Below are 23,563 nucleotides of genomic sequence, written 5' to 3'. Positions count from 1 at the left end.
GCGATTGGCGCGCAGCGAACTCTGTGTCATTCTTATCACGTAGATATAGGAAGCGGCACCCCTGCTGCCACCTAACTGGCCGCTGCAGTTAATCGCTTTGTGCCGGAAATGCGGCGAATTCGACGCGAATGAGGCCAGGTTGCGTCCGTCAGGCCTTCCTGAGACAATCCGGTGGTAATCCGGACTGCAAGAATCTCCATGATCCGCACACTATTCAACGATGGCGCCGACAACCTGCGCGGCCGCATTATCGCTATCTACGCCATTCTGATCCCGGCCAATGTGCTGGCCTGGATATGGGCCCTGATCGCCTTCCGCGACCAGCCGGTTCTGCTGGGCACCGCGCTGCTCGCCTACACCTTCGGCCTGCGCCACGCCGTTGACGCCGACCACATTGCGGCCATCGACAATGTGACGCGCAAGCTCATGCAGTCCGGCAAGCGGCCGCTGTCGGTGGGCCTGTTCTTCTCGCTCGGCCATTCCACCGTAGTGGTCGTGGCATCCGTCTTCGTGGCGCTGGCAGTGTCGGCGCTGCAGGACAAATTTGCGAACTTCAAGGAAATCGGTGGCCTTATCGGCACCAGCGTTTCGGCCTTCTTCCTGCTGATCGTGGCAGTGGCCAATATCTTCATTCTCGTATCGGTGTATCGGCTGTTCAAGGCGGTGAAGCGCGGTGAGCGTTTCATCGATGAAGATCTCAATGTTTTGCTTTCGCAGCGCGGCGTCATCGGCCGCATGCTGTGTTCGGTCTTCGCCGTGATCTCGAAGAGCTGGCACATGTATCCGCTCGGCATCCTGTTCGGCCTCGGCTTCGACACCGCGACCGAAATCGCGCTTCTGGGTATCTCCGCCTCGCAAAGCGCCGATGGCATGTCGATGTGGTCGATTCTCGTGTTTCCCGCACTGTTCACCGCGGGAATGTCGCTGGTCGACGCGACGGACTCGGTGCTGATGGTGCGTGCCTATGGCTGGGCTTTCGTGAAGCCGATCCGCAAGCTGTATTACAACATGATCATCACGCTGGTGTCGGTGATCGTGGCGCTGGTGATCGGCGGTGTCGAGGCGCTCGGTCTGATCGGCCGCAAGCTCGACCTGTCGGGCAGCTTCTGGGACGGCATTGAGGCGCTGAACGAGAATTTCGGCGCGCTCGGCTATCTCATCATCGCGATTTTCATCCTGAGCTGGATGATCTCGGTGATCGTCTATCGCGTCAAAGGCTACGACGACATCGAGGTACGGGTTCACGAGGCCTGATGCGGCGTCGCTATTTGGGCGTCATCTTTTCCAGCGCTGCGCGCTTCCACAGATCCCAGGCCCGGCCATGGATCTGGTCGATCACAGCCAGCGTTTTCTGGCTTTCCTCGCCCAGCAGATAGCTCACGGATCCGCCAAGCGCGAGCGCCTGCGACTGCAGCTGCGCATTGACGTTGCTGTAATGGGCGCGAAACACTGCCATCGGAATCGTGCCCGCCACGACGACGCTGCCATGGCCCCGCATCAGCGCGACACTGCGGTCGCCGAGCGTACTGGCCAGCGCCTTGCCCAACTGCGCGTTGCTGACCAGCATGTTGCTCATGCCGGCGCTGTCGCGAATCTCGAACACCGGCGCTTCAGGGAAAAGAAAGGCGCCAAGGTGAAACACCGGCCGCAGCGGTGTGCTGCTGACGCTGAAGGGAATAATTCCCGGCGAATGCGTATGGACGACAGCTTTGACGTCGGGCCGGGCCTTGTAGATTTCGCCGTGGATGAAGCGTTCGAGAAAGCTGGCGCGTCCCTTCGCGTCGACGGGATTGGAATCGAGGTCGTATTCCATGATGTCGTCGGTGGTGACCAGGGCCGGGGCCACGGAGCGACCCATCAGATAGCGGTTGGGGTCGGTCGGGTGGCGCATGCTGACATGGCCGAAACCATCGATCACATTGAGGTCGGTGAGGACGCGGTTCGCCACCACGAGGTCCTGCATCAACGCCGGATCGACGGAGCCGGCAGATGTTGGTGCGGGGGGCTGTGCTGCGATTTGTGCGGAGGCCGGTTGCAAGGAGAGTGAGAACACCATTGCCAGCAGCATTGGCGCAGCCGATCGTGTCGACACCATTGTCATCCCCCCTGTCGAGTGGCGGGTTGGTCCGCCTTGCTCGCTATATCATGCGGCCAACACCGGGCCGCCAGCTTTCTTCCACGCATCGATGCCGCCGTCCAGATGCGCGGCATTGTCGATCCCTGCATCCTTCGCGGCATTCACCGCCATGGCCGAACGTTCGCCGAAGGCGCAGAAGAACACGATGCGGCGCTTGGTGGCAGTGGCGACCTCGCGCAACATGCCGCCGGGCTTGAGGCTATCCGATATCGACGGGTAGGGCGCATGCAGCGCACCGGCGAGCACGCCGTGCTTGGCGCGTTCGCTACTCTCGCGCAGATCAACCAGCAGGATGGCGGGATCGCCAAGATGAGCAATAGCCTCCCGCGGAGACAGCGCCAGGCCTTGCTTCTTCAGCGCGTCTGGCTTCAGCCCGACCTTCATATTGGCCGGGATCACCACATCCATCAGTTTCGGATTTGGCAGGTTGAGCTTGCCCATTAGCTCGATGTAGTCCTCCACGGACTTCACCTGCAGCCGCGGATTGTAGCGCTTCTCTTCGCCGATGGTGCTGACGGTGTCGCCCTTGTAGTCGTGCGCAGGGAATACCATCGTCTCGTCGGGCAGCTTGAGCAGGCGGTTGAACAGTGAATCATACTGCGCCCGCGCGCTGCCGTTCTGGAAATCCGTGCGGCCGGTGCCGCGGATCAGCAGCGTGTCGCCGGTGAAGACGCGGTCGCCCATTAGATAGCTGTAGGAGTCATCGGTGTGGCCGGGCGTATACATCACGTCGAGCTCGAGGCCCTCGATCGTCACCTTGTCGCCGTCGCTGACACGCATGGCGACGACGTCCGCCTTGCTCTGATCGCCCATGATGGTGACGCAATGGGTGCGATCGCGCAGTTCGGCGAGGCCGGTGACGTGGTCCGCATGGAGATGCGTATCGACCGCCTTCACAAGCTTCAGGTCGAGCTCGCGCAGCAACTGGCAATAGCGATCGACCTTTTCCAGAACAGGATCGAGGATCAGCGCCTCGCCGCCGTGGCGGCTGGCAAGCAGGTAGCTATATGTGCCGGACACACTGTCGAACAACTGACGGAAGATCATGGGCGCACCAATTCTGCGTGGTCGATCCTTCTTCAGATCGGGTATTCGTCAGAATATTAACCCATTTGGCGGCGTTTGGATGACCTCTTTCTTCTCTTGTTCGTGAAGGCAAGTTCGGGATACTGCCCACAGCAGTGAGGTCCTGATGGCGGAATATGTGGTCGAATTCGGTCGGAATGGCCGCCGCGTGGAAGATGATGGCCGGCTCGATGCCGCAGCTTTCCATCGCAACCACGAGGCGATCTGGCGGGTTCTTGCGACTTTCCTGCAGCAGGCTTGCGGCGATGTCGTGGAAGTCGGCAGCGGCACCGGCCAGCACGTCATTCACTTCGCTGGACAAACGCCCGACATCACCTGGTGGCCGAGCGATCTCAACGACGCCCATCTGAAAAGCATCGCCGCCTGGCGCACCCATGCGCAATTGACCAATGTCAGGCCGCCGCTGCGGATCGATCTCTTGGATCCCGCATGGTGCCCGGAGATGGAGAACGGCAACGGCCCGGATGCTCTGCTCGCGGTGTTCTGCGCCAATGTCGTCCACATCGCGCCTTGGCCCGTCGCCGAAGGTTTGATCGCGGGCGCAGCAAGATATCTGCGGCCGGATGGACGTCTCTTTATCTATGGCCCGTTCAAGCGCGGCGGCAAACATACGGCCGTGAGCAATGCCGTGTTCGACACCAGCCTGCGCGACGGTAATCCTGAATGGGGCGTGCGCGATGTCGAGGAGCTCGAGCGCGTTGCACAGGGCGTCGGCCTCGGGCTGGCAGAGATCATCGAGATGCCGGCCAATAATCTGATTCTGATCTTCGATCGGTCGCCCGACTGATCAGCGCATGGTGCGTGCGCGCTCGCGTGTGTTGATCTGCCGCAGGGCTGTCGTCATAGTTGCGCTGAACGAAGGCCCCGGGACGAACCGGGCCACATCCGGGCGGATTTCCCCATGATCGACGCGGCTACCCCAGAGATACACGATGACGCGCGCGCACGCTCCAACGTGATCAGGCTGGCGGCAGCGCAGGCGCTTGGCGGCGCCAATTCGGCTGTCATCTTCGCCACCGGTGCCATTGTCGGGGCGACGCTGGCGCCGAGCGTGTCGCTCGCGACGGTGCCGATCTCGGTCTATGTCGTCGGCCTTGCCTGCGGAACGCTACCGGTCGGCATGATCTCCCGCGCCTATGGTCGCCGCGTCGCCTTCATCATCGGCAGTGGCGCCGGTGCGATCTGCGGGCTGCTCGGCGCCATCGCGATCCTGAAAGCATCATTCGCACTGTTCTGCTGCGCGACATTCTTCGGCGGCTTCTACGGCGCTGTCGCGCAGTCCTATCGCTTCGCCGCGGCCGATGGCGCCAGCCCGTCCTATCGTCCGAAAGCCGTCTCCTGGGTGATGGCAGGTGGCGTGTTCGCCGGCGTGCTCGGTCCGCAGCTCGTGCAATGGACCATGGATATCTGGTCGCCCTATCTGTTTGCTGCGAGTTTCGCGGCGCAGGCGGTAGTCGCCCTGATCGCGATGGCCTTGCTCTCCACGGTGGATGCGCCGAGGCCCGCGCCCGCGGACACGCATGGTGGCAGGCCGCTGCTGGAGATCGTGCGGCAGCCGCGCTTCATCGCGGCTGCAATTTGCGGCGTGGTGTCGTATTCAATGATGAATCTCGTGATGACCTCGGCACCGCTGGCGATGAAGCTTTGTGGGCTGACGCTGAGCGATTCCAATTTCGGCCTGCAGTGGCACATCGTGGCGATGTATGGGCCGAGCTTCTTCACGGGATCGCTGATCGCGCGCTTCGGCGCATCGAAGGTCGTGGCCGCAGGACTGGCGCTGGAGGCGATCGCTGCAGTGATCGGCATCGCCGGAATCAGCGCCATGCATTTCTGGGTCTGTCTCGTCGTGCTCGGCCTCGGCTGGAATTTCGGCTTCATCGGCGCCTCCGCACTGGTGCTGGAGACCCATCGGCCGCAGGAGCGCAACAAGGTGCAGGCCTTCAACGACTTTCTGGTGTTCGGCCTGATGGCGGTTGGCTCGTTCTCCTCCGGCCAGTTGCTGGCGAATTATGGCTGGTCCACGGTCAATGCTGTGGTCTTCCCGCCGGTCGTTCTCGGGCTCGTGGCGCTGGTCATGGCCGGTTTCATCAAGCGCCGGGCGTCGCAGCAGGCCGCGGCCTTTCCCGATCCGGCGGTCTAACCAAGGTGCATCACACACTTGCCGGCCTGGCGATCACCATCGCCCAAGCCGGCATTTGTGAACGACACTCTGGGACGTCCGGACGTCGTCAGACCGATCCTGTGTTTCCGGTGATCGAAGCAGCCACCAGTTTCTGGGTGATGCCTTGTCCGCTCAGCAGGCGGACAGCCGGACTTCTTGTTTCGGGAAAGATGGCCAGTAGGGTGTTTGACCCTTTCACTTCAGGCCAGCCAAGCTCCTGCGCGTGAATCGCAGCGCGCTGGGACACACGCACAAATGCTGCCGTCGGCTGGCCATTCTTGCCGGTCTCGATCATCAGATTTTTCAGTTCCTTGTCGAGGTAGCGGATCAGGTCGGCTTTCAACGTGCCGAAATCGGCATTGCAATCCTGCAGCACCGCCGTGGCATCGGTGTCATCGACCAGTGCAAGTAACAGGTGCTCCAATGTTGCATATTGATGGCCTCTCTGGTCGGCATAGTCGATTGCGCGTCGCCGCGTCGCGTGAAGCGCGGGCGAAAGCGGCAGCGTCGACAGGTCGATAAGTGCATCGGCGCTTTTCAGCCTCTTCCCTGGGTCGAGGGTCGCCAGCAGCCTCTCCTTTTCGCTGATCGGCAGGACGATATGCGAGGCGATGACGTCGGCAACCCGTCCGGGGTCGAGGGTTCGCTCAAGCGGCGGCCAAATCGGTGGTACGCGCATGTCGTGAGCCGAAACGTAGCTCTCGAACCGTTTGACTGCCTGACGGATCAGTTCGGGCTCATCAGGAATAGGACCCTCACTCACGCCTGTAACATCGGCTCTATACGAGCCGGTCTCGCCTACGAAGCGTTGAATTATGACCCGTTGACGTCCCTGTGCCAGAACCCTGAGCGTGCCGTCATCAAGCCTTTGAATTTCAAGCAGCTGGGCGAGAACGCCAATGTCGTAGATGTCCTCGAAGCCAGGTTCGTCAACAGTTTCGTTCTTTTGAATAGCAAGCACGACCTCCCGTTGCCGCTCGAAGGCATCTTTCAAAGCGAGTATCGTTTTCTCGCGTCCGACAAAAAGCGGATAGGTCGTTGTCGGGAATGGAACGAGATCTCTCAGCGGAATGGCCGGGTAGCTTGATATTCCGCTTTGAAGCTTGATAGTCGGCGTTTCCCGCGAAGTTCGACCGATCTGCAGCATCGCCGACAAGGTATTCCAGTCAGCGACACCCAATATTCTCGATATCAACTCCAGGCTTTCGCTGTGACTGATCGTGATGGCTTTGGTTGTGAGGTTTTCGCGCAGGGTCTGCGCCATAGCCTTTGCATCGCGAAAATCGCGCATCTGTTTCGTCCTTTGCATGAGCGAACCAGGAGGCATCAGGTGGTTGCGTTGCTGACCCGGTCGCTCGGACAAAGGATGTCGGCAAAGGAAGTGATACGTTCACCGTCCCGTTCAGGGCGCAACCGGCAGGTCGTATCAACCAAGATAAAATTGGCTCAAACGCGTCGAGCTGTCAATGAGTGCAGCTGTCGGCTGCCTTCACGCGGTAGTGAGACTTGTATCAGTCCACATCGGCCAATTGGTCCGCAGTCTCGAAGGCGTCGCGCGGCCATGAGATTTGCACCACCGCGCCGTGATCCGGAAAGACACGATTGCTGAAAGTGACTCTGGCGCCGGTGCGCTCCAGCAGCGTGCGCGCAATGAATACGCCGAGGCCGAGGCCGCGATGTTCGCCCTCCTCGGCGGGGCGCCGGCGCGACAGATAGGGCTCGCCGATTCGCTTCAGCAGGTCCGGCGGAATGCCCGGGCCATCGTCCGAGATCGAGATCACGATACTTTCCGCATTCCACCAGGCGTTCACCTCGACCTGCTCCCGCGCGAAATCGACCGCATTCTCCAGAATGTTGCCGACGCCGTAGAGGATCGCCGGATTGCGCATGCCGGCCGGTTCGGGGGCGTTGGCGACGGCGATACGTATCTTGATGGCAATGCCAAAGTCGCGATGCGGCGCCACGGCCTCCTCGATCAGCTGCGAGAGCGGCATGCGGTCGAATGGCGCGCCGCTCGAATTCAGCTGCGTGATCTTGGACAGAATCTCGCGGCAGCGCTGCGCTTGTTCGCGGACGGTCTTCAGGTCGTCGGCGAGTTCCGGGTTGTTGTGAATGTTCTTCTCAAGCTCCCGGGAGATCAGGAAGATGGTCGAGAGCGGCGTTCCCAATTCATGCGCGGCAGCGGCGGCGAGACCGTCGATCTGGGTCAAATGCTGCTCGCGCGTCAGCACCAGTTCGGTGGCGGCAAGCGCATCCGAAAGCTTGCGGGCTTCCTCAGTGACCTGAAACGCATAGAGGCTGGTCACACCGATGGCAGTCAGGATCGAGAACCAAACGCCGAGCAGATAGATTTGCGGCAGCACCAGCGGTTCTGCGGAGTCCCACGGTAGCGGCAAATGAAAGAAGGCCAGCACGGTGGCAGAGGCCGCCGCGAGAACGCCGAGCGCGATGGTGAACCGCGTCGGCAATGCCGTCGCCGAGATTAGCACCGGTGCCAGAAACAGGAACGAGAACGGATTCTGCAATCCGCCGGTGCAGTAGAGCAGGCCCGCGAGCTCGATGATATTGAGCGCGAGCAGGGCGGCTGCGAAGAGCGGTTCCAGCCGGTGGACCGGATTGAACAGCGTCTGCAGCACGAGATTGAGGGTTGCCGACAGGCCGATGATCGTCACGCAGGGAATAATGGCGACGTCATATTCGAGCCCCTGCACCACGACGAAGATCGCCGCCAACTGGCCGAGCGCAGCGAGCCAGCGCAACCGCAGAATCGTGTCGAGACGAACATAACGGCGCGGCTGGCGAAAGTCGGAGGCGGAAATATCGGTCATATCAGGACATTAGACGTGTCAGGCGATGACCACAAACCCATGCGGGCTGCGGCCACTTGAAGCGCCCAAGCTTGCCTTCGCCGCCACAATGCCGCATGGAACGGCAGCAATGACGATTGAAGACACCAAGTCAGGTCATGCGGCGACGGTTGATCGCAATGCTGCGGCGGCGATCGACGTCGCTCATCTCGTCAAATTCTACAAGACCAACTGCGCCGTGGACGACATCTCGTTCAAGATCGCGCGCGGCAGTATCACCGGCCTCCTGGGCGGCAATGGCGCTGGCAAGACCACCACCATCGCCATGATCATGGGGCTGACACTGCCGACCTCGGGAAAGGTCTCGGTGCTCGGCTGCGCGATGCCGGCGCAATCAGCCGAAGTACTCGGTCGGATGAATTTCGAAAGCCCCTACGTCGATATGCCGATGCGGCTCACGGTCCGGCAAAACCTCACCGTGTTCGGAAAACTCTATGCCGTGCCGGATCTCAAGGGCCGCATCGCGCAACTGGCTGAAGATCTCGACCTCACCGATTTTCTCGACCGCGCCAGCGGCAAGCTCTCCGCAGGCCAGAAAACCCGTGTTGCGCTTGCCAAGGCGCTGATCAACGAGCCGGAATTGTTGCTGCTCGATGAGCCGACGGCCTCGCTCGACCCGGATACGGCCGACTGGATCAGGCGACATATCGAGACCTATCGTAGCAACCACAACGCCACGATCCTTCTGGCGTCGCACAACATGCTGGAAGTCGAGCGGCTATGCGACCGCGTCATCATCATGAAGAAGGGCCGCATCGAGGACGACGACACCCCGGAGCAGATTCTGCTGCGCTATAACCGTACGACGCTGGAAGACGTGTTCCTCGACGTCGCGCGCGGTCGCGACCGGGAGCAGGCGCCATGAGCCTTGTAGAGCGGTCACACGGCATCGCCATGCATCGCATCAATGCGATGGTGCTGCGCTACTGGTATCTGCTGGTGTCGTCGTGGCCGCGGATGTTGGAGCTGGTCTATTGGCCGGCGCTGCAGATCATCACCTGGGGCTTCCTGCAGAATTACATCTCGCAGAATGCCGGGTTCTTCGCCCAGGCCGGTGGCACGCTGATCGGCGCGGTGATCCTGTGGGATATCCTGTTTCGCGGCCAGCTTGGCTTCTCCATCTCCTTCCTTGAGGAAATGTGGGCCCGCAATCTCGGTAACCTGATGATGAGTCCGCTGAAGCCGATCGAGTTTCTGATCTCGCTGATGATCATGAGCCTGATCCGCCTCGCCATCGGCATCATCCCGATGGTGATTCTCGCAATGTTCTTCAAATTCAATCTGTTCGCGCTCGGCCTGCCGCTGATCGCGTTCTTCTGCAACCTGATCTTCACCAGCTGGTCGCTCGGTATCTTCGTGTCGGGTCTGGTGCTGCGCAACGGCCTCGGCGCCGAGAGCATCGTCTGGACGCTGATGTTCGGGCTGATGCCGCTGGCCTGCGTCTACTATCCAGTCTCGGTGCTGCCGGCGTGGCTGCAATATGTCGCGTGGGCCTTGCCGCCGACCTATGTGTTCGAGGGCATGCGGGCGCTGCTGTTCGATCACACCTTCCGCGCCGACCTGATGTTGACTGCGCTGGCGATCAACGTCGTGCTGTTTATTGTTTCATTCGCGATATTTCTTGGGCTTTTGAACAGCGCTAGGCGCGCCGGAACGCTGATCTCCGGCGGCGAATAAGACCATTTATCAAGGGATAACCGCCGTTTTTACCCCCAATGGCCTGAAAGCCATGCGTGCGGCGCATTGACGCTTTCTTACGCAGACACCAGTATATACTGCAGCGCAAAAGCGGATGCTAAACGAGTGAGGACAGATGCCGATAGGTGAATTTGGCAGGCCGCCAGCCCTGCCGTCCGAGACGAGCCCGGCTCTGACCACCCCGATGTACTGGATGTATGAGATGGCCTACGCGTCGCTCAATCCGGCGCGCGCGATGACAGACGCTACCAGGATGCTGTTTCAGAATCCGCTGAACCCGTTCTCGCGGACCGAGTTCGGCAAGTCGGTGACGGCGGGCTGCGAATTGTTCGAACGCACCACACGTCGCTACGGCAAGCCGGAATGGGGTCTCCACGATACTGAAGTGAACGGCGTACGCACGCCGATCGAGATCCGCTCGGTCTGGGAAAAGCCGTTCTGCCGTCTGTTGTATTTCGATCGCAAGCATCCGCGTCCGCTGCGCGCACCGCAGCCACGTGTGTTGATCGTGGCGCCGATGTCCGGTCACTACGCGACATTGCTGCGCGGTACCGTCGAAGCCTTCCTGCCGACCCATGAGGTCTACATCACCGACTGGTCGGATGCGCGCCAGGTGCCGCTGGCCGCGGGCCGCTTCGATCTCGAAGACTACATCGACTATGTGATCGAGATGTTCCACGTGCTCGGTGGCAACGTCCATGTGCTCGCTGTCTGTCAGCCCGCGGTGCCGGTGCTCGCCGCCGTCTCCGTGATGGAAGCCGACAACGATCCCTATGTGCCACTATCGATGACGCTGATGGGCGGCCCGATCGATACGCGCCGCAATCCGACCGCCGTGAACAATCTCGCTGCGGAGAAGGGCATGGACTGGTTCCGCAATAACGTCATCACCAAGGTGCCGTTTCCGCATCCGGGCGTGATGCGCGACGTTTATCCGGGATTCCTGCAGCTGAACGGCTTCATCAGCATGAATCTCGACCGCCACATGGACGCGCACAAGAAGCTGTTCCAGAATCTGGTGAAGGGCGATGGCGATCTCGTCGACAAGCATCGCGACTTCTACGACGAATATCTGGCGGTGATGGATCTGACAGCAGAGTATTACCTGCAAACGGTCGATACCGTGTTCGTCAAACACGCGTTGCCGAAGGGCGAGATGACCCATCGCGGCAAGCCTGTTGATCCGTCGAAGGTCGTCAACGTTGCGCTGATGACCGTCGAAGGCGAGAACGACGACATCTCGGGCCTCGGTCAGACCGAAGCGACGCATATGTTGTGCAGTTCGATCCCCGATGAGCGTCGTGTGCATTACGTTCAGAAGGGCGTTGGACACTACGGCGTGTTCAATGGATCGCGATTCAAATCTGAAATCGTGCCGCGCGTGTCTGACTTCATGCTGAGCGCAGCAAGCGCACGACATCGCGCCGCTGCTGCTGAGTGATTCAACACACGCACATGCGGTGACGATGCAGGTCATCGCATGTGCGCGATCACCATCGATGAATCGAAAACAACATCGTAGAAGTGCGCGATCATCGCTTGTGAGTTGTGGCGGCGGGCTTTCTAAGCCCTTGAAAATAGGCATGGAAACCGGATTTTCCGCCTATTCCTAGCAGCGGTGCGCGATTCACTCCTAGATTCCGAAATTCAACGTTCTTTTGAATCCAGATTCCTGTTTCGGACCCCATCCGGTAGGGGACAAATCGCCTTTTGACCCCGTATATTGGGCAAATGATTTGTTTTTGCGCCGAGCAATTCCCGTGGCGGCGGTTATGGCAGAATCCGGTCGATCTACTGACGACCGGGACTACTGACATGGCCTTCCGCGCACTTCTCTATCGCCGCCCCACCGAACCAGACACGCTTGCCGTCAAACACGGCTCCCAGATCTTCGCCATACGCCTGCGCAGGCACCGCCGTGCGACGCGTTATACGCTGCGCATTCATCCGAGCGAGCGTGAAGCCATCCTGACCATGCCGCCGCGTGGGTCATTGGCCGATGCAAAGGACTTCGCACAGCGTCATGGCGCCTGGATCGCCGCGCGTCTCGGTCGTTTGCCGAAGGCAGCACCATTCGAACACGGCACAACGGTTCCGCTGCGGGGAACTCCGCATAGAATCGTGCACCGTGCGGGGCGGGGGACGGTGTGGACCGAGACCCGCGACAGCGGCGAGAAGATCATCTGCGTCGCCGGCGATGTCGAGCATATCGACCGACGTATCCACGATTTCCTCAAGCGCGAAGCCAAGGCCGATCTCGTCAAGGCATCGAACCGCTATGCGGCGCAGCTGAACGTCAAGGTGAAGCGGATCTCGATCCGCGATCAGTCGAGCCGCTGGGGGTCGTGCACCACCGAGGGCTCGCTGTCGTTCTCATGGCGTCTGATCCTCGCGCCGCCCTTCGTGCTGGACTATCTCGCGGCCCATGAAGTCGGGCATCTCGTTGAGATGAACCACTCGGTGAAGTTCTGGCGCGTGGTCGGGCGTATCTGCCCGGCGACCGAACGCGCCAAGGCCTGGCTCGATACCCATGGCAACGACCTGCATCGTTTCGGCGTACAGGAGTAGGCACTCTCACTCTCGACCGTCATTGCGAGCGCAGCGAAGCAATCCAGTCTTCCTGCGCTCGTTACTTTTGGATTGCCGCGTCGCTTCGCTCCTCGCAATGACGTGGAGAGGCCCGAACGCCGCCTCTATCTTCCGAACAACCGCTCCGTCAGCCAGCCATCCAATCCGCTCGCGGCTTCCGGCCGCACGTTTTGCTGCGGCTGCTGGCGCGCGGCGGGGTAGTTGGTCTGGGTCGGCGCCGGCGGCTGCGGGCGATAGCCATTATAGACAGGCGCGCTCGGCACATAGCCGCGTTCCGGTGGCGCTGATGGCGACGGTGCGCTCGATCCGGGCAGCAGGCTCGACAGCGCCTGGCCGATCGGATTGGTGCTGAACGAATTCGACGGCGCCAATCCCGGCACGGGCTGCGGCTGCAGGCCCTGATGCGCCGTCTTCATGAAGCGCGACCAGATCTCCACGGGCAATCCGCCGCCGGTCGCCTTCTTGGTCGGCGAGTTGTCGTCATTGCCGAGCCAGACGCCGGTGACGAGCTGCGAGGTGTAGCCGATGAACCAGGCGTCGCGGAAATCCTGGCTGGTGCCGGTCTTGCCGGCAGCGTACCAGCCAGGCAGTTCGGCCTTCTTGGCGCTGCCGGAGAGGATGGTCTGCTGCATCATGGTGTTCATGGCAGCCACGGCGCGGGCGTCGATCACCTGGCTCGCCGTCTCCGCCGGGCGCGTATACAACGTCTTCTTGCCTTCCACCGTGCGAATCCGATTCACCACATGGGGCGACACGGCGAGGCCGCCATTGGCGAAGGGCGCATAGGCGCCGACCAGTTCGGTCATCGACACTTCGGAGGTGCCGAGCGAGATCGAGGCATTGGCTTCCAGCTTCGACGCGATGCCCATGCGATGCGCGGTGCGCACGACATTCTGCGGGCCGACCTCGAGGCCGAGCCGCACAGCCACCGTGTTCAGCGACATCGACAGCGCCTGGGTCAGCGTCACCGAGCCGAAATATTCGTGGGTGTAATTCTCCGGCTTCCAGCCCTTGATGTCGATCGGTGCATCGGTGCGGATCGTCTCCGGCGTCAGCCCCGCCTCGATGGCGGTGAGATAGACGAACGGCTTGAAGCTCGATCCCGGTTGGCGCTTCGCGGTCACCGCGCGGTTGAACTGGCTCTCGGAGTAATTTCTGCCGCCGACCATGGCGCGGACCGAACCGTCCGGCGTCATCGCCACCAGCGCGCCCTGCGTCACGTTGAACTTCACGCTCTTGGCGGCCAGTTCGTCGATGATGGCGGCTTCGGCCACCGTCTGTAGCTTGGGATCGATGGTGGTCTCGACAATGATGCTCTCGTCGACCTGGCCTACCAGATCGTCCAGCACTTCGCCGATCCAATCGGCGACATAATTCACCGTGCCGGCGCCGACCGGCTTGACGTTGTATTGCGGCACGCCGGTCGCGCCCTTGGCCTGCGCCGCGGTGATGAATTCGGCGTCCTGCATCGCCGCCAGCACCACCTTGGCGCGCGCCTCGGCGCCTTCCGGATTGCGGTTCGGCGCCAGCCGCGACGGCGACTTTACGAGCCCCGCCAGCATCGCCGCTTCCGCGACGGTGACGTTCTTCGCCGGCTTGCCGAAATATTTCTGCGCCGCGGCTTCGACGCCGTAAGCGCCGGAGCCGAAATAGACCCGGTTGAGATAGAGTTCCAGGATCTCGGCCTTGCTGTGCTTGCGCTCCAGCCAGAACGCCAGCTCCACTTCCTGCAGCTTGCGCGCCATGGTGCGCTCCTGCGTCAGGAACAGGTTCTTGGCGAGCTGCTGCGTCAGCGTCGAGCCGCCCTGCGACACGCCGCGATGCATCAGGTTGGTCGCCGCTGCGCGCGCGATGCCGATCGGATCGACGCCGTAATGCGAATAGAACCGCCGGTCTTCAATGGCGATGAAGGCCTTCGGCAGATAGGGCGGCAGATCCTTCAGCGACACATTGGCGCCGGCCTGTTCGCCGCGCGTTGCCAGCACCGTGCCGTCCATGCCGACGATCTGGATCGTCGGCGGGCGCTTGGGAATTTCCAGCGACTGGATCGGCGGCAGATGCGCGCCGACATAGATCACGACGCCGACAATGGCGATCGCCGCCCACAGGCCCAGCACCGCGCCCCAGTAGAACAGCCGCTTGATGCCCTTGCCGAAACCGCCCGAGCTGCGCGCCTTGCTGGATGTTCGGGATTTGCGCGGCTTGTCGCCGCCGCCATTATTGGACTCGCGCTTCGGCGCCTGCTTGGGCGTTTTCTTCGGCCGATCATCGCCGCCGCCGGGCACGCGATCATCCGCCGTGAGGCGCAGATCGGACAGCGCCGCGCCGAGCCCGAAGGTCGGCTCCTTGCGCCCGCTCTTTTTCTTGCCCCACGCCATACGCAAACACCACGCCACCCGATACCGCGAGCCTAGCCTCCGCGGTTTAAGGGGCGGTTACGCAGAAGTTAACGTAAGGGAAACGAGGTTCCATCCGGCGCGTCTGCTCGACAGCACAACGCTTTTGGCGCACGGTCATTTGCATACTCGTTTTTGGATTTCAGGACGCTTCCGTGAAGGCACAATTGCACCAGGCGGAAGACAGGCGGCTTGCTGCCCTTCGCAGCTACGACATTCTCGATACGCCGCGTGAAGCGGAGTTTGACGATGTCGTGAAGGTTGTCTCGGCGATCTGCGACGCTCCGATTTCGGTGATCAATCTGATCGACGACGGACGCCAGTGGTTTAAGGCCGAGGTCGGCCTCGGCGTGCGCGAGACGCCCATCGACAGTTCCCTCTGCGCCCACGCCATCCTGCAGCCCGGCCTGTTCATCGTGCCGGACACCACGCTGGACCGCCGTTTCACCGACAATCCGCTGGTCACCGGCGATCCGCACCTGCGCTTTTATGCCGGCGCGCTCCTGCAGACCTCCGACGGACTGCCGCTCGGCACCGTCTGCGTGCTCGATTACAAGCCGCGCGAGCTCGACGAGACCCAGAAGGCCTTTCTTCGCCTGATGGCCGATCAGGTCATGAAGGCGCTCGAACTGCGCAAGCTGGTCGCGGTCGAGCGCGCCGGCCGGCTCAAGGCCGAATTGATCGTCGAGGAGAACCGCATTCTCGCCCGCGAAGGTGATCATCGCGTGATGAACTCGCTGCAGCTCGTGCAGTCGGTGCTCAGCCTGCAGATGCGCAGCGCCGCCAATGACGACGTTCGCGACAATCTGGAATCGGCCCGCAACCGCGTGCTGGCGATCGCATCGGTTCACAAGGAGCTGCATCTCGGTGGCAGCCTCGAAGATATCGAGATCGCCGCCTTTCTCCGGCGCATCTGCAGCAGCCTGCAGGAAACTGCGCCCGCCAGCATCACGGCGGTCAATGTCACGGCGGCCGATCTCATGATGCGGTCCGATCTCGCCAGCGCAATGGGCCTCATCGTGGCGGAGCTCGTCACCAACAGCTTCAAACATGCCTATGGCGCCAGAAGCGGGCCTGTCGATGTCAGCTTCAATCCCACGCCGGGCGGCTGGTCGCTCTGCGTGGCCGATCAGGGACACGGTCTGCCCGCGGGTTTCGACGCAGCCAAAGGCAGCAGCGTCGGCATGCGCGTCGTCACCGCCCTGGTGCGTCGTCTCGATGCCGAACTCAGCATCGACAGCAGCGCGGGCGGCAGCCGCTTTACGGTGACGTCGAAAGTGTGACGCGTTCACCGCGTCGCAACGTCTGTTGCTTCCACATTTTCAAACAGCCACCTCCTTCGCCGGAAAATTGCTGCGCCCACGCGCCGTCCGTATCGCGCCTTTGGCGCAAAGCGGGTGGACCGGTTTTCCCCCTCGAAAGGTGAGGGGGATGACGCGCCGAAAGGCGCAACTTCAACACTCTCGCGTTTCGCTCCAGCCTTGCGAAGGCCCTTGCATCGCCTTTCGGCGCGCCATCGCGGCTTTTCTGTTCGAGGGACCGCGCTTCCGGGTACTGGGCAGGACTAATAAGTCCTCTGTTCCGGACAGGCTTTCGCCTGCCTTCACCCGCACCGCGTCCAGCCGTTTCCGGCAGAGCCCCGTAGTGGGCCCGGACGGTGACCCCCGACCTCCCGAGTCCGTGCTTGCGAGGCACGTCCGCAGGCGCCGCATCCAAACTCCACTTCGAAAGCGCCCTCGAGAAGCGCCCCTCGTGAGTAGGACGGAAAGGAATATAGTCTGGCTTATAAAGGTGTCAACTGATGACAGCTAAAAAGTTAGTTCAATCTTGTTCTCGCGTAGTGGTTGAGGCATTCTAATTTGAGGGTCTGGGGAGGCCTCCGAGTGGGGCTTGTAGATGGTCGATCACGAGTTTGGAGGTCAGCACACCGAACTCAAGCTATCCATCATTGAAGGATATCTACGTGCATTCACGACCGCTCTAAGGCCTCACTTTAAGAACCTTTGGTACATCGACGCCTTCGCTGGGACAGGCAGTCGAACAGTGCGAACGGAGCGAAAGGGAGCCTCTCTCGTTGAGGCACCAGCCGACGAGGTGGTTGAGCGCCGGCGCGGCTCGGCTCAAATTGCCATCGATACGCGCCCACTTTTCGATTTTCTCGTGTTTATCGAAAAAAATAAAAATTACGTGGCTGCACTAAACGATCTAGCTGCGCACAATCTTCAGCGGAAGATTGTGGTCGCGGAAGAAGATGCCAATACAGCACTGCGACAACTAGTCGACAACAACAGATGGGATGACAAGCGAGCTGTGGTCTTCCTTGATCCATACGGAATGGAGGTCGAATGGTCCACGCTAGAAGCACTTGCCTCAACAGAAGCAATAGACGTTTGGTTCTTGTTCCCACTAGCAGGCCTATTTAGACAGGCAACGCGTCGCCTACCGGATATCGATGAATCTAAGCGTGCTGCGCTTACGCGTATGTTCGGCTCTGCAGCGTGGGAGTCAGAGCTATATCCTGTTGAGGCGGCCGACCTGCTGGGTGCCATTCCCGAACGGCGAAGGGACTTGGACCCTCGCGGACTTGAAGCTTATGTTCAGAAGAGGCTCAGCACCATATTTAGCAAAGTTCTCAAGCCGCTGGCATTGCCCGTTCGTAAAGGGCCACAGATGTTCTCACTTTTTCTCTGCATCTCAAACAAGACGCCAAAAGCAATTGGCTTAGCAACGAATATCGGGAGTCATCTTTTAGACCCGAAGCGGCATCTCATCAAAAGTTCGACCACGAAGTAGGCGGCCAGCCGCTTTCTTGTTCTTTCCGCCCCACTGCTTAAAGAAGAATGCTGCTCCTGATCGTCGGCACATAGCTTCGATCTCATCTACCCATTCGAGCTTCATCTCGCGTGAGCGCGGGCCGCTCTCCCCGCCAACGATCACCCAATGAATTCCTCGTAGGTCGCCCGCGGCAACAGATCCAATGAGTGGTTCTAGAGATACAAACCGGACTGCAGCCGGCACGGCTCTAATCGCATCCAGGCGATTGAGAACGCGGCCATCTTCGACGCTTGTGCCAAGCCACACATTCGGAAGTTCGGAAAAGCCAGGATGGTTGAGAATCTTCGCCATCCGCTCCGGGCGCTTTGTCAAAATCTGATAGGTGTGGCGCGGTGTGTCTTGCATCACATTCCAGACACGACGGATAAACTCGACCGGCACATCGTCGTGAAACAGGTCGGACATAGAATTCACAAAGACCTTGCGCGGCTTCGACCATGATCGCGGCGCATCGAGTGATTTTTCATCGAGACGAATTTTCCCGGTCCAAACCGCTCTGCCTCCACTCTTGCGAGTGAGCCCTTTGTATTTTTCTGCGCCCATCGCATCGAGTCTGGCGGCCATCCGCATTGCGTAGCAGTTTGTACATCCAGCTGTCAGCACGGTACATCCGGCGACCGGATTCCACGTTGCGTCGGTCCACTCGATCGATGTGTCAGCCATAGGAGCCTCTCAAGTTCCTATAGAATCTCAAGAAAGTGGTTAGATTTAGTTACTCAGTCTTCCAAGCCTACTCAATAGACTCGGTGAAAATCTACGCTCGCGATGTCTCTCACACCATCGCCGCATTGATCTCACCAAACTACCACACCTGCTCCAGACCTTCCGCACACTTCCCCGCTACTACTTCGCTCCTTCCCAACCGGAAAGGAACGACCATGCGCATCATCACAGCGACGGCCATCGCGGCCCTTCTCTCGCTCGGCACGCCGGGTTTCGTGCTCGCACAGGGAGCGGCGACCCAGGCTGAAAGTGCACCGGCCAAATCCGGCGAGCGGACCAGCGCCAAGATTTCCAGCATCCAGGTGGTGGACATCAAGCAATTGCCGGAGGCGGTGAAGGCGCAGGTCGAGGAGGTCGTGTCGAAATCCAGCGCCGAGGATATGCAGGCGCTGCGCGCCTCGATCGACGCCTCGCCGGCGGCCGCCAATGCGCTCAAGGAAAAGGGCATGAGTTCGGCGCAGGTGGTGGCGATCAATATCGCCGACGGCGTGCTGACGATGTTTGCGAAGACGGCTTAATCACGACCAGGCTCTCGTCATGGCCGGGCTTGTTCCGGCCATCCACGCCTTCCTTCGTTGTCACTTCAAGCAAGACGTGGATGCCCGGGACAAGCCCGGGCATGACGGAGTTTTGGTTGATGGCAATTAAGTTCAAAGCCACGCGCCGATGATTCCGCGCGTGGCTTTGTCGCGTGCAGCCTAACCCGCCGAGTCATCCTCGATGATCGGGCCGAACAGTTCCCAGCGCTCGCCGTTGAAGCGCTGCATCTGCAGCTGTTTGTTGACGCGATAGTCGGTGGGCGAGGTGGAGAGGCTCATGCCGGGCAGGCCGAGATCGGTCTTGAAGCCCGAAATGCTGCTGGCCTGCTTCATCACATTGGCGCGGGTGAGGTCGTCGCCGCAGCGCTTCAGCACTTCCACCATGAGCTGGGCATTGCCGTAGCCATAGGTGTTGAAGTTCGAGTTCTTGTCGCCGTCGGGATAATATTTGTCCATGAAGGCCATGTAGCGCTTCATGCCCTCGTCGTCCTTCCACTGCGGGTCCAGCGGGTCCTTGCCGTAATTGGTCGAGATGAGACCCTTGGAATTGTCGAGCCCCGCAGGCACCAGCACCGCGCCCACCGATGTGGCATTGATGTCGACGATGTGGATCGGCTTCCAGCCGAGATCCGCGACCTTCTTGATCGCCTGCGCGGCAAATTTCGGCGTCGAGGCGTTGAACAGCAGGTCGGCGCCGGATGACTTCAGCTTGACGATCTGCGAGTCGATGGTCGGGTCGGCCAGTTCATAGGACGCTTCCGACACGATCATCGATGCGGCCTTGTCGCCGAGCCCGGCCTTCATGCCGGTGAGATAGTCGCGGCCGAGATCGTCGTTCTGCCAGAGGATGGCGATCTTGGCGGTCGGATGGTTCTTCAGGATGTATTTGGCGTAGATCCGGCCTTCGGTCTGGTAGTTGGGATTGTAGCCCATGGTCCAGGGGAAGTTCTTCGGATCGGTGAAGCGCGTGGCGCCGGTGGCGGCGAACAATTGCGGCACCTGCTTCTGGTTCAGATATTTCTGCACGCCCGCATTGGACGGCGTGCCGATGATCTGGAAGGTCAGCAGGACCTCATCGGATTCGACGAGCTTGCGTACCTGCTCGACGGCCTTCGGCGGCGAATAAGCGTCGTCATACTGGATCAGGTTGATCTTGCGGCCGTTGACGCCGCCCTGGTCGTTGACCATCTTGAAATAAGCGAGCTGGGTTTTCGCGATCGACGAATAGGCCGAGGCGGGGCCTGAGAACGGCACGGTCTGGCCGATCTTGATCTCGGTATCGGTGGCGCCGGGATCGTATCTCTTCTGCGCGGATGCCGGATTGATCGCGGCGGATGTGGCCGTGAGCGCAATCGCCGCCATCCCGACGAATTTGGCCGATGTGGCGAAGCGATGAAGAAGCGTAGTTCTCATGTCGTTGCCTCCCTGATGATATGTCACTCGACAGTCGTTCCCGTGCGGGCGCCGTCGTTATCCGGGAGTGTGAGGCAAGGATTTGAGGTTGGCAAGGCGAGGAGATAGGCACTTTCCTTGACCTCTTTCCGCTCCCGGCGAAGCGAAGCTTCGCTTTGCGGGGAGAGGTCGCCGCGTCTTCGCGGCGGGTGAGGGGCGGAGCGTCGATCTTGATGCAAATTGGGTAGGCGCGGTTCGGACGATCAGTGCGATCCGAGGGCGAGCGTTTGTCGCCGGCCGCGTGCCATGCCCCTCATCCCACCATTCTCCCCGCATGCGGGGAGAAGGAGCGCCCCGGCGCTCCCGGCGGCTAACTCCATTTGCCAATGTTATGTAGACAACGCCGCCCCTCACGCACTCCGCACCGACGCCAGGAAGCTCGCCACATCCGCTTTCAGCCGGGCGCTGTCGCCGGACAGCGAGCGGGCGGCCGAGAACACATGGGAGGAGGCCAGACCCGTGTCGCTGGCGCCGCGTTTGACGTCGGCGATATTGGCACTGACATCGGAGGTGCCTTGCGCAGCGCGCTGCACCTTGCGGGCGATCTCCGCGGTGGCGGCGCCCTGTTGCTCCACGGCTGCGGCGATGGTCGAGGCGATCTCGGACATCCGGCCGATGGTGCTGCCAATGCCCTTGATGGCCGCCACCGAGTTCTTCGTCGCCTGCTGAATGCCTGACACCTGCTGGCCGATCTCGCCGGTGGCGCTCGCGGTCTGTTCGGCCAGTGCCTTGACCTCGGCGGCGACCACCGAGAAGCCGCGGCCGGCGGTGCCGGCGCGCGCCGCCTCGATGGTGGCGTTGAGCGCGAGGAGGTTGGTCTGGCGCGCGATGGCGCTGATGAGCTGGACCACCTCGCCGATCTTGTCGGCCGCGCTCAGCAAGTCGCCGATCTGGCGGTTGGTGGTTTCGGCCTGCGCGACCGCTTCGCCAGCAATCACAGCCGAGGCCTGCACCTGACGGCCGATCTCGTTGACCGATGACGACATCTGCTCAGTGGCGGAGGCCACCGACTGCACATTGGCGGAGGCTTCATCGGAAGCTGCCGCGACCACCTCGGTCAGTTGCTGCGAGCGCGCTGCGGTCGAGGTCAGCGTGCCCGCCGCGGTTTCCAGATCGGCCGAGGCCGACGACACCGTCTCGACGATGCGGCCGACCGCGCTTTCGAAGTCGCCGGCGAGCCGGTTCATGTCGGCCTTGCGCGCTTCGGCGGTGCTGTGCTCCTCGCGCAGCTTGGCGTCGAGCTCATCCGCCGCCTTCTGCTGCGCGCGCAGCTTGAAGGTCTCGACCGCCTGCGCCATGTCGCCGATCTCGTCGGCGCGGCCGAGGCCGGGCAGCACCACGGCGAAATCGCCCGAGGCCAGCGTCTGCATCGCCTGCGTCATATCTGCGATCGCACGCGCGATGCGCTGGCCGAAATACACGGCGGCGAGGCCGATCAGGATCGTCGCCAGCGCGATGGTCCAGGTCAGGATCTGGCGCGTTTGTGCGGCACGCACTTCGGCGGCGTTGTATTCGGCCTGGGCCGCGGCTACGAGGCCATCCAGCGCCGGCCGGTTGCGCTGAAACACCATCGCGAAGTCGGCGACTTCGTCATTCAACGTGGTCTGCGTCACCGAATAGGCGAGAAAACTCTCGCCATAGGCCTTGATCAGCGCGGCGAGTTCATCGCGCGCTGCGTCGGGCAGCGTGGCCGCCTTCAGCGCGTCGGAAAATTCGTCGCGCCTTTTGTCGAACTGGTCGCCATATTTTTCCTCGCCGCGCAGCATGAAGTCCTTCTCATGCCGCCGCATCATCAGCATCAGATTGGCCAGGCGGATCTGGTCGAACTGTGCCAGCCGCGTTTCGGCGTCGTGAACCGCAGCGCGCAGCCGGCCCTGCAGGCCCAGCGTCTCGTTGAGCCCCAGCGATTTCTGGATCGAGGCGATGTTGTTGAAGCGGGTCTGATAGACATTGAGACCCGCGCGTAGGGCCGAGCCCTGTTTCAGCGCATCGCCCTCGGGGCGCTTGTCGACGATGGTGTCTATCGCCGACAGATTCGCCAGTGCTGTGGTGACGATCTCGCCATGGACAGCGATCAGCTTCTCATCATGCTTGCGCAGAAATTCATTGGCGACCTGTCCGGCTTCCAGATAGTTCGCCGACAGACCCACGACATGCTGGCGCAGCTTGACGGCTTCATCCGACTGGCGCTGCGCGTCTGCCTCATAGGCGAGGCCGATGAGGCAGATCGTGCCGGTGAGCACGACAGCCATGATGCCGATCAATGCGATCTGGATACGCAGGCCAAATCTGATGCGCGGAAAATAGTGTCGGATCGCTGGAGCGCGCAGAGAGAATTTGAACAAGAGAACTCATCCTCGTTGATGCCGTGACCGCATCGCGCGGTGCACCTAACGACGATCTAGATAGCTCAGCTCTGCATCGCTTTTACAAAACGCGCGCAGGATGGTTACGAGAGTCGCGCCGACTCTGACATTCGCATGTCACAATGAAATGCAGCATGCGCAACGCAACGCGCGCACGAGATGTCAGCGCGATGATGCAGCAACTGCCGATGTTTTTTATGAAAAGATGTCGCCGAATTTAGTTGGCTAAATCAGCAAAAGCATCGCGAGGCGTAACTCTCATTGTCGTCCCGGCTTTCATCGGGACGACAATGAATGGGTGGATTACGTCGCCAGCCACAACACGATCAGCGCCAGCGCCGCCGGCGCGGCCTGTACATAAAGGATGCGCTTGCTCACCGTTGCTGCGCCATAGGCACCGGCGACGATGACGCAGAGCAGGAAGAATGCCTTGATCTGAAACGCGAAGGCGGGCGCGGAATGCAGCAGGCCCCAGATGAGCCCCGCGGCAAGGAAACCGTTATAGAGGCCCTGATTGGCCGCGAGCATCGCGGTGATCTCGGCCTTCTCCGGCGTGTTTTTGAAGGTCTTCAGGCCCTGCGGCTTCTGCCAGAGAAACATTTCCAGCACGAGAAAATAGATGTGCAGCGCCGCGACCAGCGCGGTGAGAAGATTGCCGATGAAGTTCATGAGAGCCCCCCGTTAGTACCCAACTGTCATTCCGGGGCGCGAACG

The 23,563-nt window shown here is 61.1% G+C and carries 19 protein-coding genes; 10 read left to right on the top strand and 9 right to left on the bottom strand.

Annotation, left to right across the window (positions count from 1 at the left end; genetic code table 11):
- The first annotated feature begins 198 nt into the window (after positions 1 to 198).
- Entirely contained in the window at positions 199 to 1,254 is a 1,056-nt protein-coding gene (locus tag AB8A38_RS15925) for a HoxN/HupN/NixA family nickel/cobalt transporter (protein WP_439086615.1), read from the top strand.
- A gap of 10 nt (positions 1,255 to 1,264) precedes the next feature.
- On the opposite strand, the gene AB8A38_RS15920 is transcribed toward AB8A38_RS15925, so the two are convergent.
- Together AB8A38_RS15920 and AB8A38_RS15915 are read right to left on the bottom strand one after the other, a co-directional pair.
- Positions 1,265 to 2,095 carry a class II aldolase/adducin family protein gene (locus tag AB8A38_RS15920; protein WP_439086614.1) on the bottom strand — a complete coding sequence of 277 codons (831 nt, stop codon included), beginning with the start codon at positions 2,093 to 2,095 and terminating at the stop codon, positions 1,265 to 1,267.
- A gap of 48 nt (positions 2,096 to 2,143) precedes the next feature.
- On the bottom strand, positions 2,144 to 3,184 hold the full coding sequence (locus tag AB8A38_RS15915; protein WP_439086613.1) for an MBL fold metallo-hydrolase: 1,041 nt from the start codon (positions 3,182 to 3,184) through the stop codon (positions 2,144 to 2,146).
- 145 nt (positions 3,185 to 3,329) lie between these two features.
- Here AB8A38_RS15915 and AB8A38_RS15910 point away from each other — a divergent pair, with 145 nt between their 5' ends.
- Both AB8A38_RS15910 and AB8A38_RS15905 read left to right on the top strand, forming a co-directional pair.
- Positions 3,330 to 4,010, top strand: a complete 681-nt coding sequence (locus AB8A38_RS15910) for a DUF938 domain-containing protein (protein ID WP_439086612.1) — start codon at positions 3,330 to 3,332, stop codon at positions 4,008 to 4,010.
- A 114-nt stretch (positions 4,011 to 4,124) separates the two neighbouring features.
- Entirely contained in the window at positions 4,125 to 5,363 is a 1,239-nt protein-coding gene (locus AB8A38_RS15905) for an MFS transporter (protein ID WP_439086611.1), read from the top strand.
- A gap of 88 nt (positions 5,364 to 5,451) precedes the next feature.
- On the opposite strand, the gene AB8A38_RS15900 is transcribed toward AB8A38_RS15905, so the two are convergent.
- Positions 5,452 to 6,675 (bottom strand): LON peptidase substrate-binding domain-containing protein, encoded by a 1,224-nt coding sequence (locus tag AB8A38_RS15900; RefSeq protein WP_439086609.1) that lies wholly within the window; start codon positions 6,673 to 6,675, stop codon positions 5,452 to 5,454.
- Positions 6,676 to 6,895: 220 nt separating this feature from the next.
- Positions 6,896 to 8,212, bottom strand: a complete 1,317-nt coding sequence (locus tag AB8A38_RS15895; protein WP_089262725.1) for an ActS/PrrB/RegB family redox-sensitive histidine kinase — start codon at positions 8,210 to 8,212, stop codon at positions 6,896 to 6,898.
- 109 nt (positions 8,213 to 8,321) lie between these two features.
- Here AB8A38_RS15895 and AB8A38_RS15890 point away from each other — a divergent pair, with 109 nt between their 5' ends.
- The 4 genes from AB8A38_RS15890 (at position 8,322) to AB8A38_RS15875 (ending at position 12,517) form a co-directional block, all read left to right on the top strand.
- Positions 8,322 to 9,116 carry an ABC transporter ATP-binding protein gene (locus tag AB8A38_RS15890; RefSeq protein ID WP_439086608.1) on the top strand — a complete coding sequence of 265 codons (795 nt, stop codon included), beginning with the start codon at positions 8,322 to 8,324 and terminating at the stop codon, positions 9,114 to 9,116.
- The gene (locus AB8A38_RS15885) at positions 9,113 to 9,928 is read left to right on the top strand and encodes an ABC transporter permease (RefSeq protein WP_089262723.1); all 816 of its coding nucleotides are present in this window, start codon (positions 9,113 to 9,115) and stop codon (positions 9,926 to 9,928) included. Before AB8A38_RS15890 ends, AB8A38_RS15885 begins: the two co-directional genes overlap by 4 nt.
- 136 nt (positions 9,929 to 10,064) lie before the next feature.
- Positions 10,065 to 11,390: a polyhydroxyalkanoate depolymerase gene (locus tag AB8A38_RS15880; RefSeq protein ID WP_439086607.1), complete on the top strand. Its 1,326-nt coding sequence runs from the start codon at positions 10,065 to 10,067 to the stop codon at positions 11,388 to 11,390.
- A 290-nt stretch (positions 11,391 to 11,680) separates the two neighbouring features.
- Positions 11,681 to 12,517, top strand: a complete 837-nt coding sequence (locus tag AB8A38_RS15875; protein ID WP_439086606.1) for a M48 family metallopeptidase — start codon at positions 11,681 to 11,683, stop codon at positions 12,515 to 12,517.
- A 125-nt stretch (positions 12,518 to 12,642) separates the two neighbouring features.
- Here the strand turns inward: AB8A38_RS15875 and AB8A38_RS15870 are convergent, their stop codons facing one another.
- Positions 12,643 to 14,916 (bottom strand): transglycosylase domain-containing protein, encoded by a 2,274-nt coding sequence (locus tag AB8A38_RS15870; RefSeq protein ID WP_439086605.1) that lies wholly within the window; start codon positions 14,914 to 14,916, stop codon positions 12,643 to 12,645.
- Positions 14,917 to 15,089: 173 nt separating this feature from the next.
- Between AB8A38_RS15870 and AB8A38_RS15865 the strand changes: the two genes are divergently transcribed.
- Positions 15,090 to 16,217: a sensor histidine kinase gene (locus AB8A38_RS15865; protein WP_439086604.1), complete on the top strand. Its 1,128-nt coding sequence runs from the start codon at positions 15,090 to 15,092 to the stop codon at positions 16,215 to 16,217.
- 613 nt (positions 16,218 to 16,830) lie between these two features.
- Positions 16,831 to 17,727, top strand: a complete 897-nt coding sequence (tcmP, locus tag AB8A38_RS15860; protein WP_439086603.1) for a three-Cys-motif partner protein TcmP — start codon at positions 16,831 to 16,833, stop codon at positions 17,725 to 17,727.
- Here tcmP and AB8A38_RS15855 read toward each other — a convergent pair.
- Positions 17,683 to 18,432: a DUF5131 family protein gene (locus AB8A38_RS15855; RefSeq protein ID WP_439086602.1), complete on the bottom strand. Its 750-nt coding sequence runs from the start codon at positions 18,430 to 18,432 to the stop codon at positions 17,683 to 17,685. The genes tcmP and AB8A38_RS15855 overlap by 45 nt on opposite strands.
- Positions 18,433 to 18,647: 215 nt before the next feature.
- Here AB8A38_RS15855 and AB8A38_RS15850 point away from each other — a divergent pair, with 215 nt between their 5' ends.
- Positions 18,648 to 19,010 (top strand): hypothetical protein, encoded by a 363-nt coding sequence (locus AB8A38_RS15850; RefSeq protein ID WP_439086601.1) that lies wholly within the window; start codon positions 18,648 to 18,650, stop codon positions 19,008 to 19,010.
- A 180-nt stretch (positions 19,011 to 19,190) separates the two neighbouring features.
- On the opposite strand, the gene AB8A38_RS15845 is transcribed toward AB8A38_RS15850, so the two are convergent.
- The 3 genes from AB8A38_RS15845 to AB8A38_RS15835 all read right to left on the bottom strand — a co-directional run bounded on the left by AB8A38_RS15845 (position 19,191) and on the right by AB8A38_RS15835 (position 23,518).
- On the bottom strand, positions 19,191 to 20,393 hold the full coding sequence (locus tag AB8A38_RS15845; RefSeq protein ID WP_439088532.1) for an ABC transporter substrate-binding protein: 1,203 nt from the start codon (positions 20,391 to 20,393) through the stop codon (positions 19,191 to 19,193).
- A gap of 440 nt (positions 20,394 to 20,833) precedes the next feature.
- A complete protein-coding gene (locus tag AB8A38_RS15840; RefSeq protein ID WP_439086600.1) occupies positions 20,834 to 22,828 on the bottom strand; it encodes a methyl-accepting chemotaxis protein in 1,995 nt (664 codons plus the stop codon).
- Positions 22,829 to 23,152: 324 nt separating this feature from the next.
- A complete protein-coding gene (locus AB8A38_RS15835; protein ID WP_439086598.1) occupies positions 23,153 to 23,518 on the bottom strand; it encodes a DUF1304 domain-containing protein in 366 nt (121 codons plus the stop codon).
- Positions 23,519 to 23,563: the final 45 nt, after the last annotated feature.

Origin of the sequence: Tardiphaga sp. 839_C3_N1_4 (assembly GCF_051811045.1) — a bacterium.
Taxonomy (GTDB): Bacteria; Pseudomonadota; Alphaproteobacteria; order Rhizobiales; family Xanthobacteraceae; genus Tardiphaga.
Note: the sequence above shows the minus strand (reverse complement) of the source record. Positions and strands in the feature narration are given on the sequence as shown.

Coding starts and splice junctions, on each gene's coding strand:
- AB8A38_RS15925 (WP_439086615.1), top strand. CDS start 199: ATGATCCGCACACTATTCAACGATGGCGCCGACAACCTGCGCGGCCGC.
- AB8A38_RS15920 (WP_439086614.1), bottom strand. CDS start 2,095: ATGGTGTCGACACGATCGGCTGCGCCAATGCTGCTGGCAATGGTGTTC.
- AB8A38_RS15915 (WP_439086613.1), bottom strand. CDS start 3,184: ATGATCTTCCGTCAGTTGTTCGACAGTGTGTCCGGCACATATAGCTAC.
- AB8A38_RS15910 (WP_439086612.1), top strand. CDS start 3,330: ATGGCGGAATATGTGGTCGAATTCGGTCGGAATGGCCGCCGCGTGGAA.
- AB8A38_RS15905 (WP_439086611.1), top strand. CDS start 4,125: ATGATCGACGCGGCTACCCCAGAGATACACGATGACGCGCGCGCACGC.
- AB8A38_RS15900 (WP_439086609.1), bottom strand. CDS start 6,675: ATGCGCGATTTTCGCGATGCAAAGGCTATGGCGCAGACCCTGCGCGAA.
- AB8A38_RS15895 (WP_089262725.1), bottom strand. CDS start 8,212: ATGACCGATATTTCCGCCTCCGACTTTCGCCAGCCGCGCCGTTATGTT.
- AB8A38_RS15890 (WP_439086608.1), top strand. CDS start 8,322: ATGACGATTGAAGACACCAAGTCAGGTCATGCGGCGACGGTTGATCGC.
- AB8A38_RS15885 (WP_089262723.1), top strand. CDS start 9,113: ATGAGCCTTGTAGAGCGGTCACACGGCATCGCCATGCATCGCATCAAT.
- AB8A38_RS15880 (WP_439086607.1), top strand. CDS start 10,065: ATGCCGATAGGTGAATTTGGCAGGCCGCCAGCCCTGCCGTCCGAGACG.
- AB8A38_RS15875 (WP_439086606.1), top strand. CDS start 11,681: ATGATTTGTTTTTGCGCCGAGCAATTCCCGTGGCGGCGGTTATGGCAG.
- AB8A38_RS15870 (WP_439086605.1), bottom strand. CDS start 14,916: ATGGCGTGGGGCAAGAAAAAGAGCGGGCGCAAGGAGCCGACCTTCGGG.
- tcmP (WP_439086603.1), top strand. CDS start 16,831: ATGGTCGATCACGAGTTTGGAGGTCAGCACACCGAACTCAAGCTATCC.
- AB8A38_RS15855 (WP_439086602.1), bottom strand. CDS start 18,432: ATGGCTGACACATCGATCGAGTGGACCGACGCAACGTGGAATCCGGTC.
- AB8A38_RS15850 (WP_439086601.1), top strand. CDS start 18,648: ATGCGCATCATCACAGCGACGGCCATCGCGGCCCTTCTCTCGCTCGGC.
- AB8A38_RS15845 (WP_439088532.1), bottom strand. CDS start 20,393: ATGGCGGCGATTGCGCTCACGGCCACATCCGCCGCGATCAATCCGGCA.
- AB8A38_RS15835 (WP_439086598.1), bottom strand. CDS start 23,518: ATGAACTTCATCGGCAATCTTCTCACCGCGCTGGTCGCGGCGCTGCAC.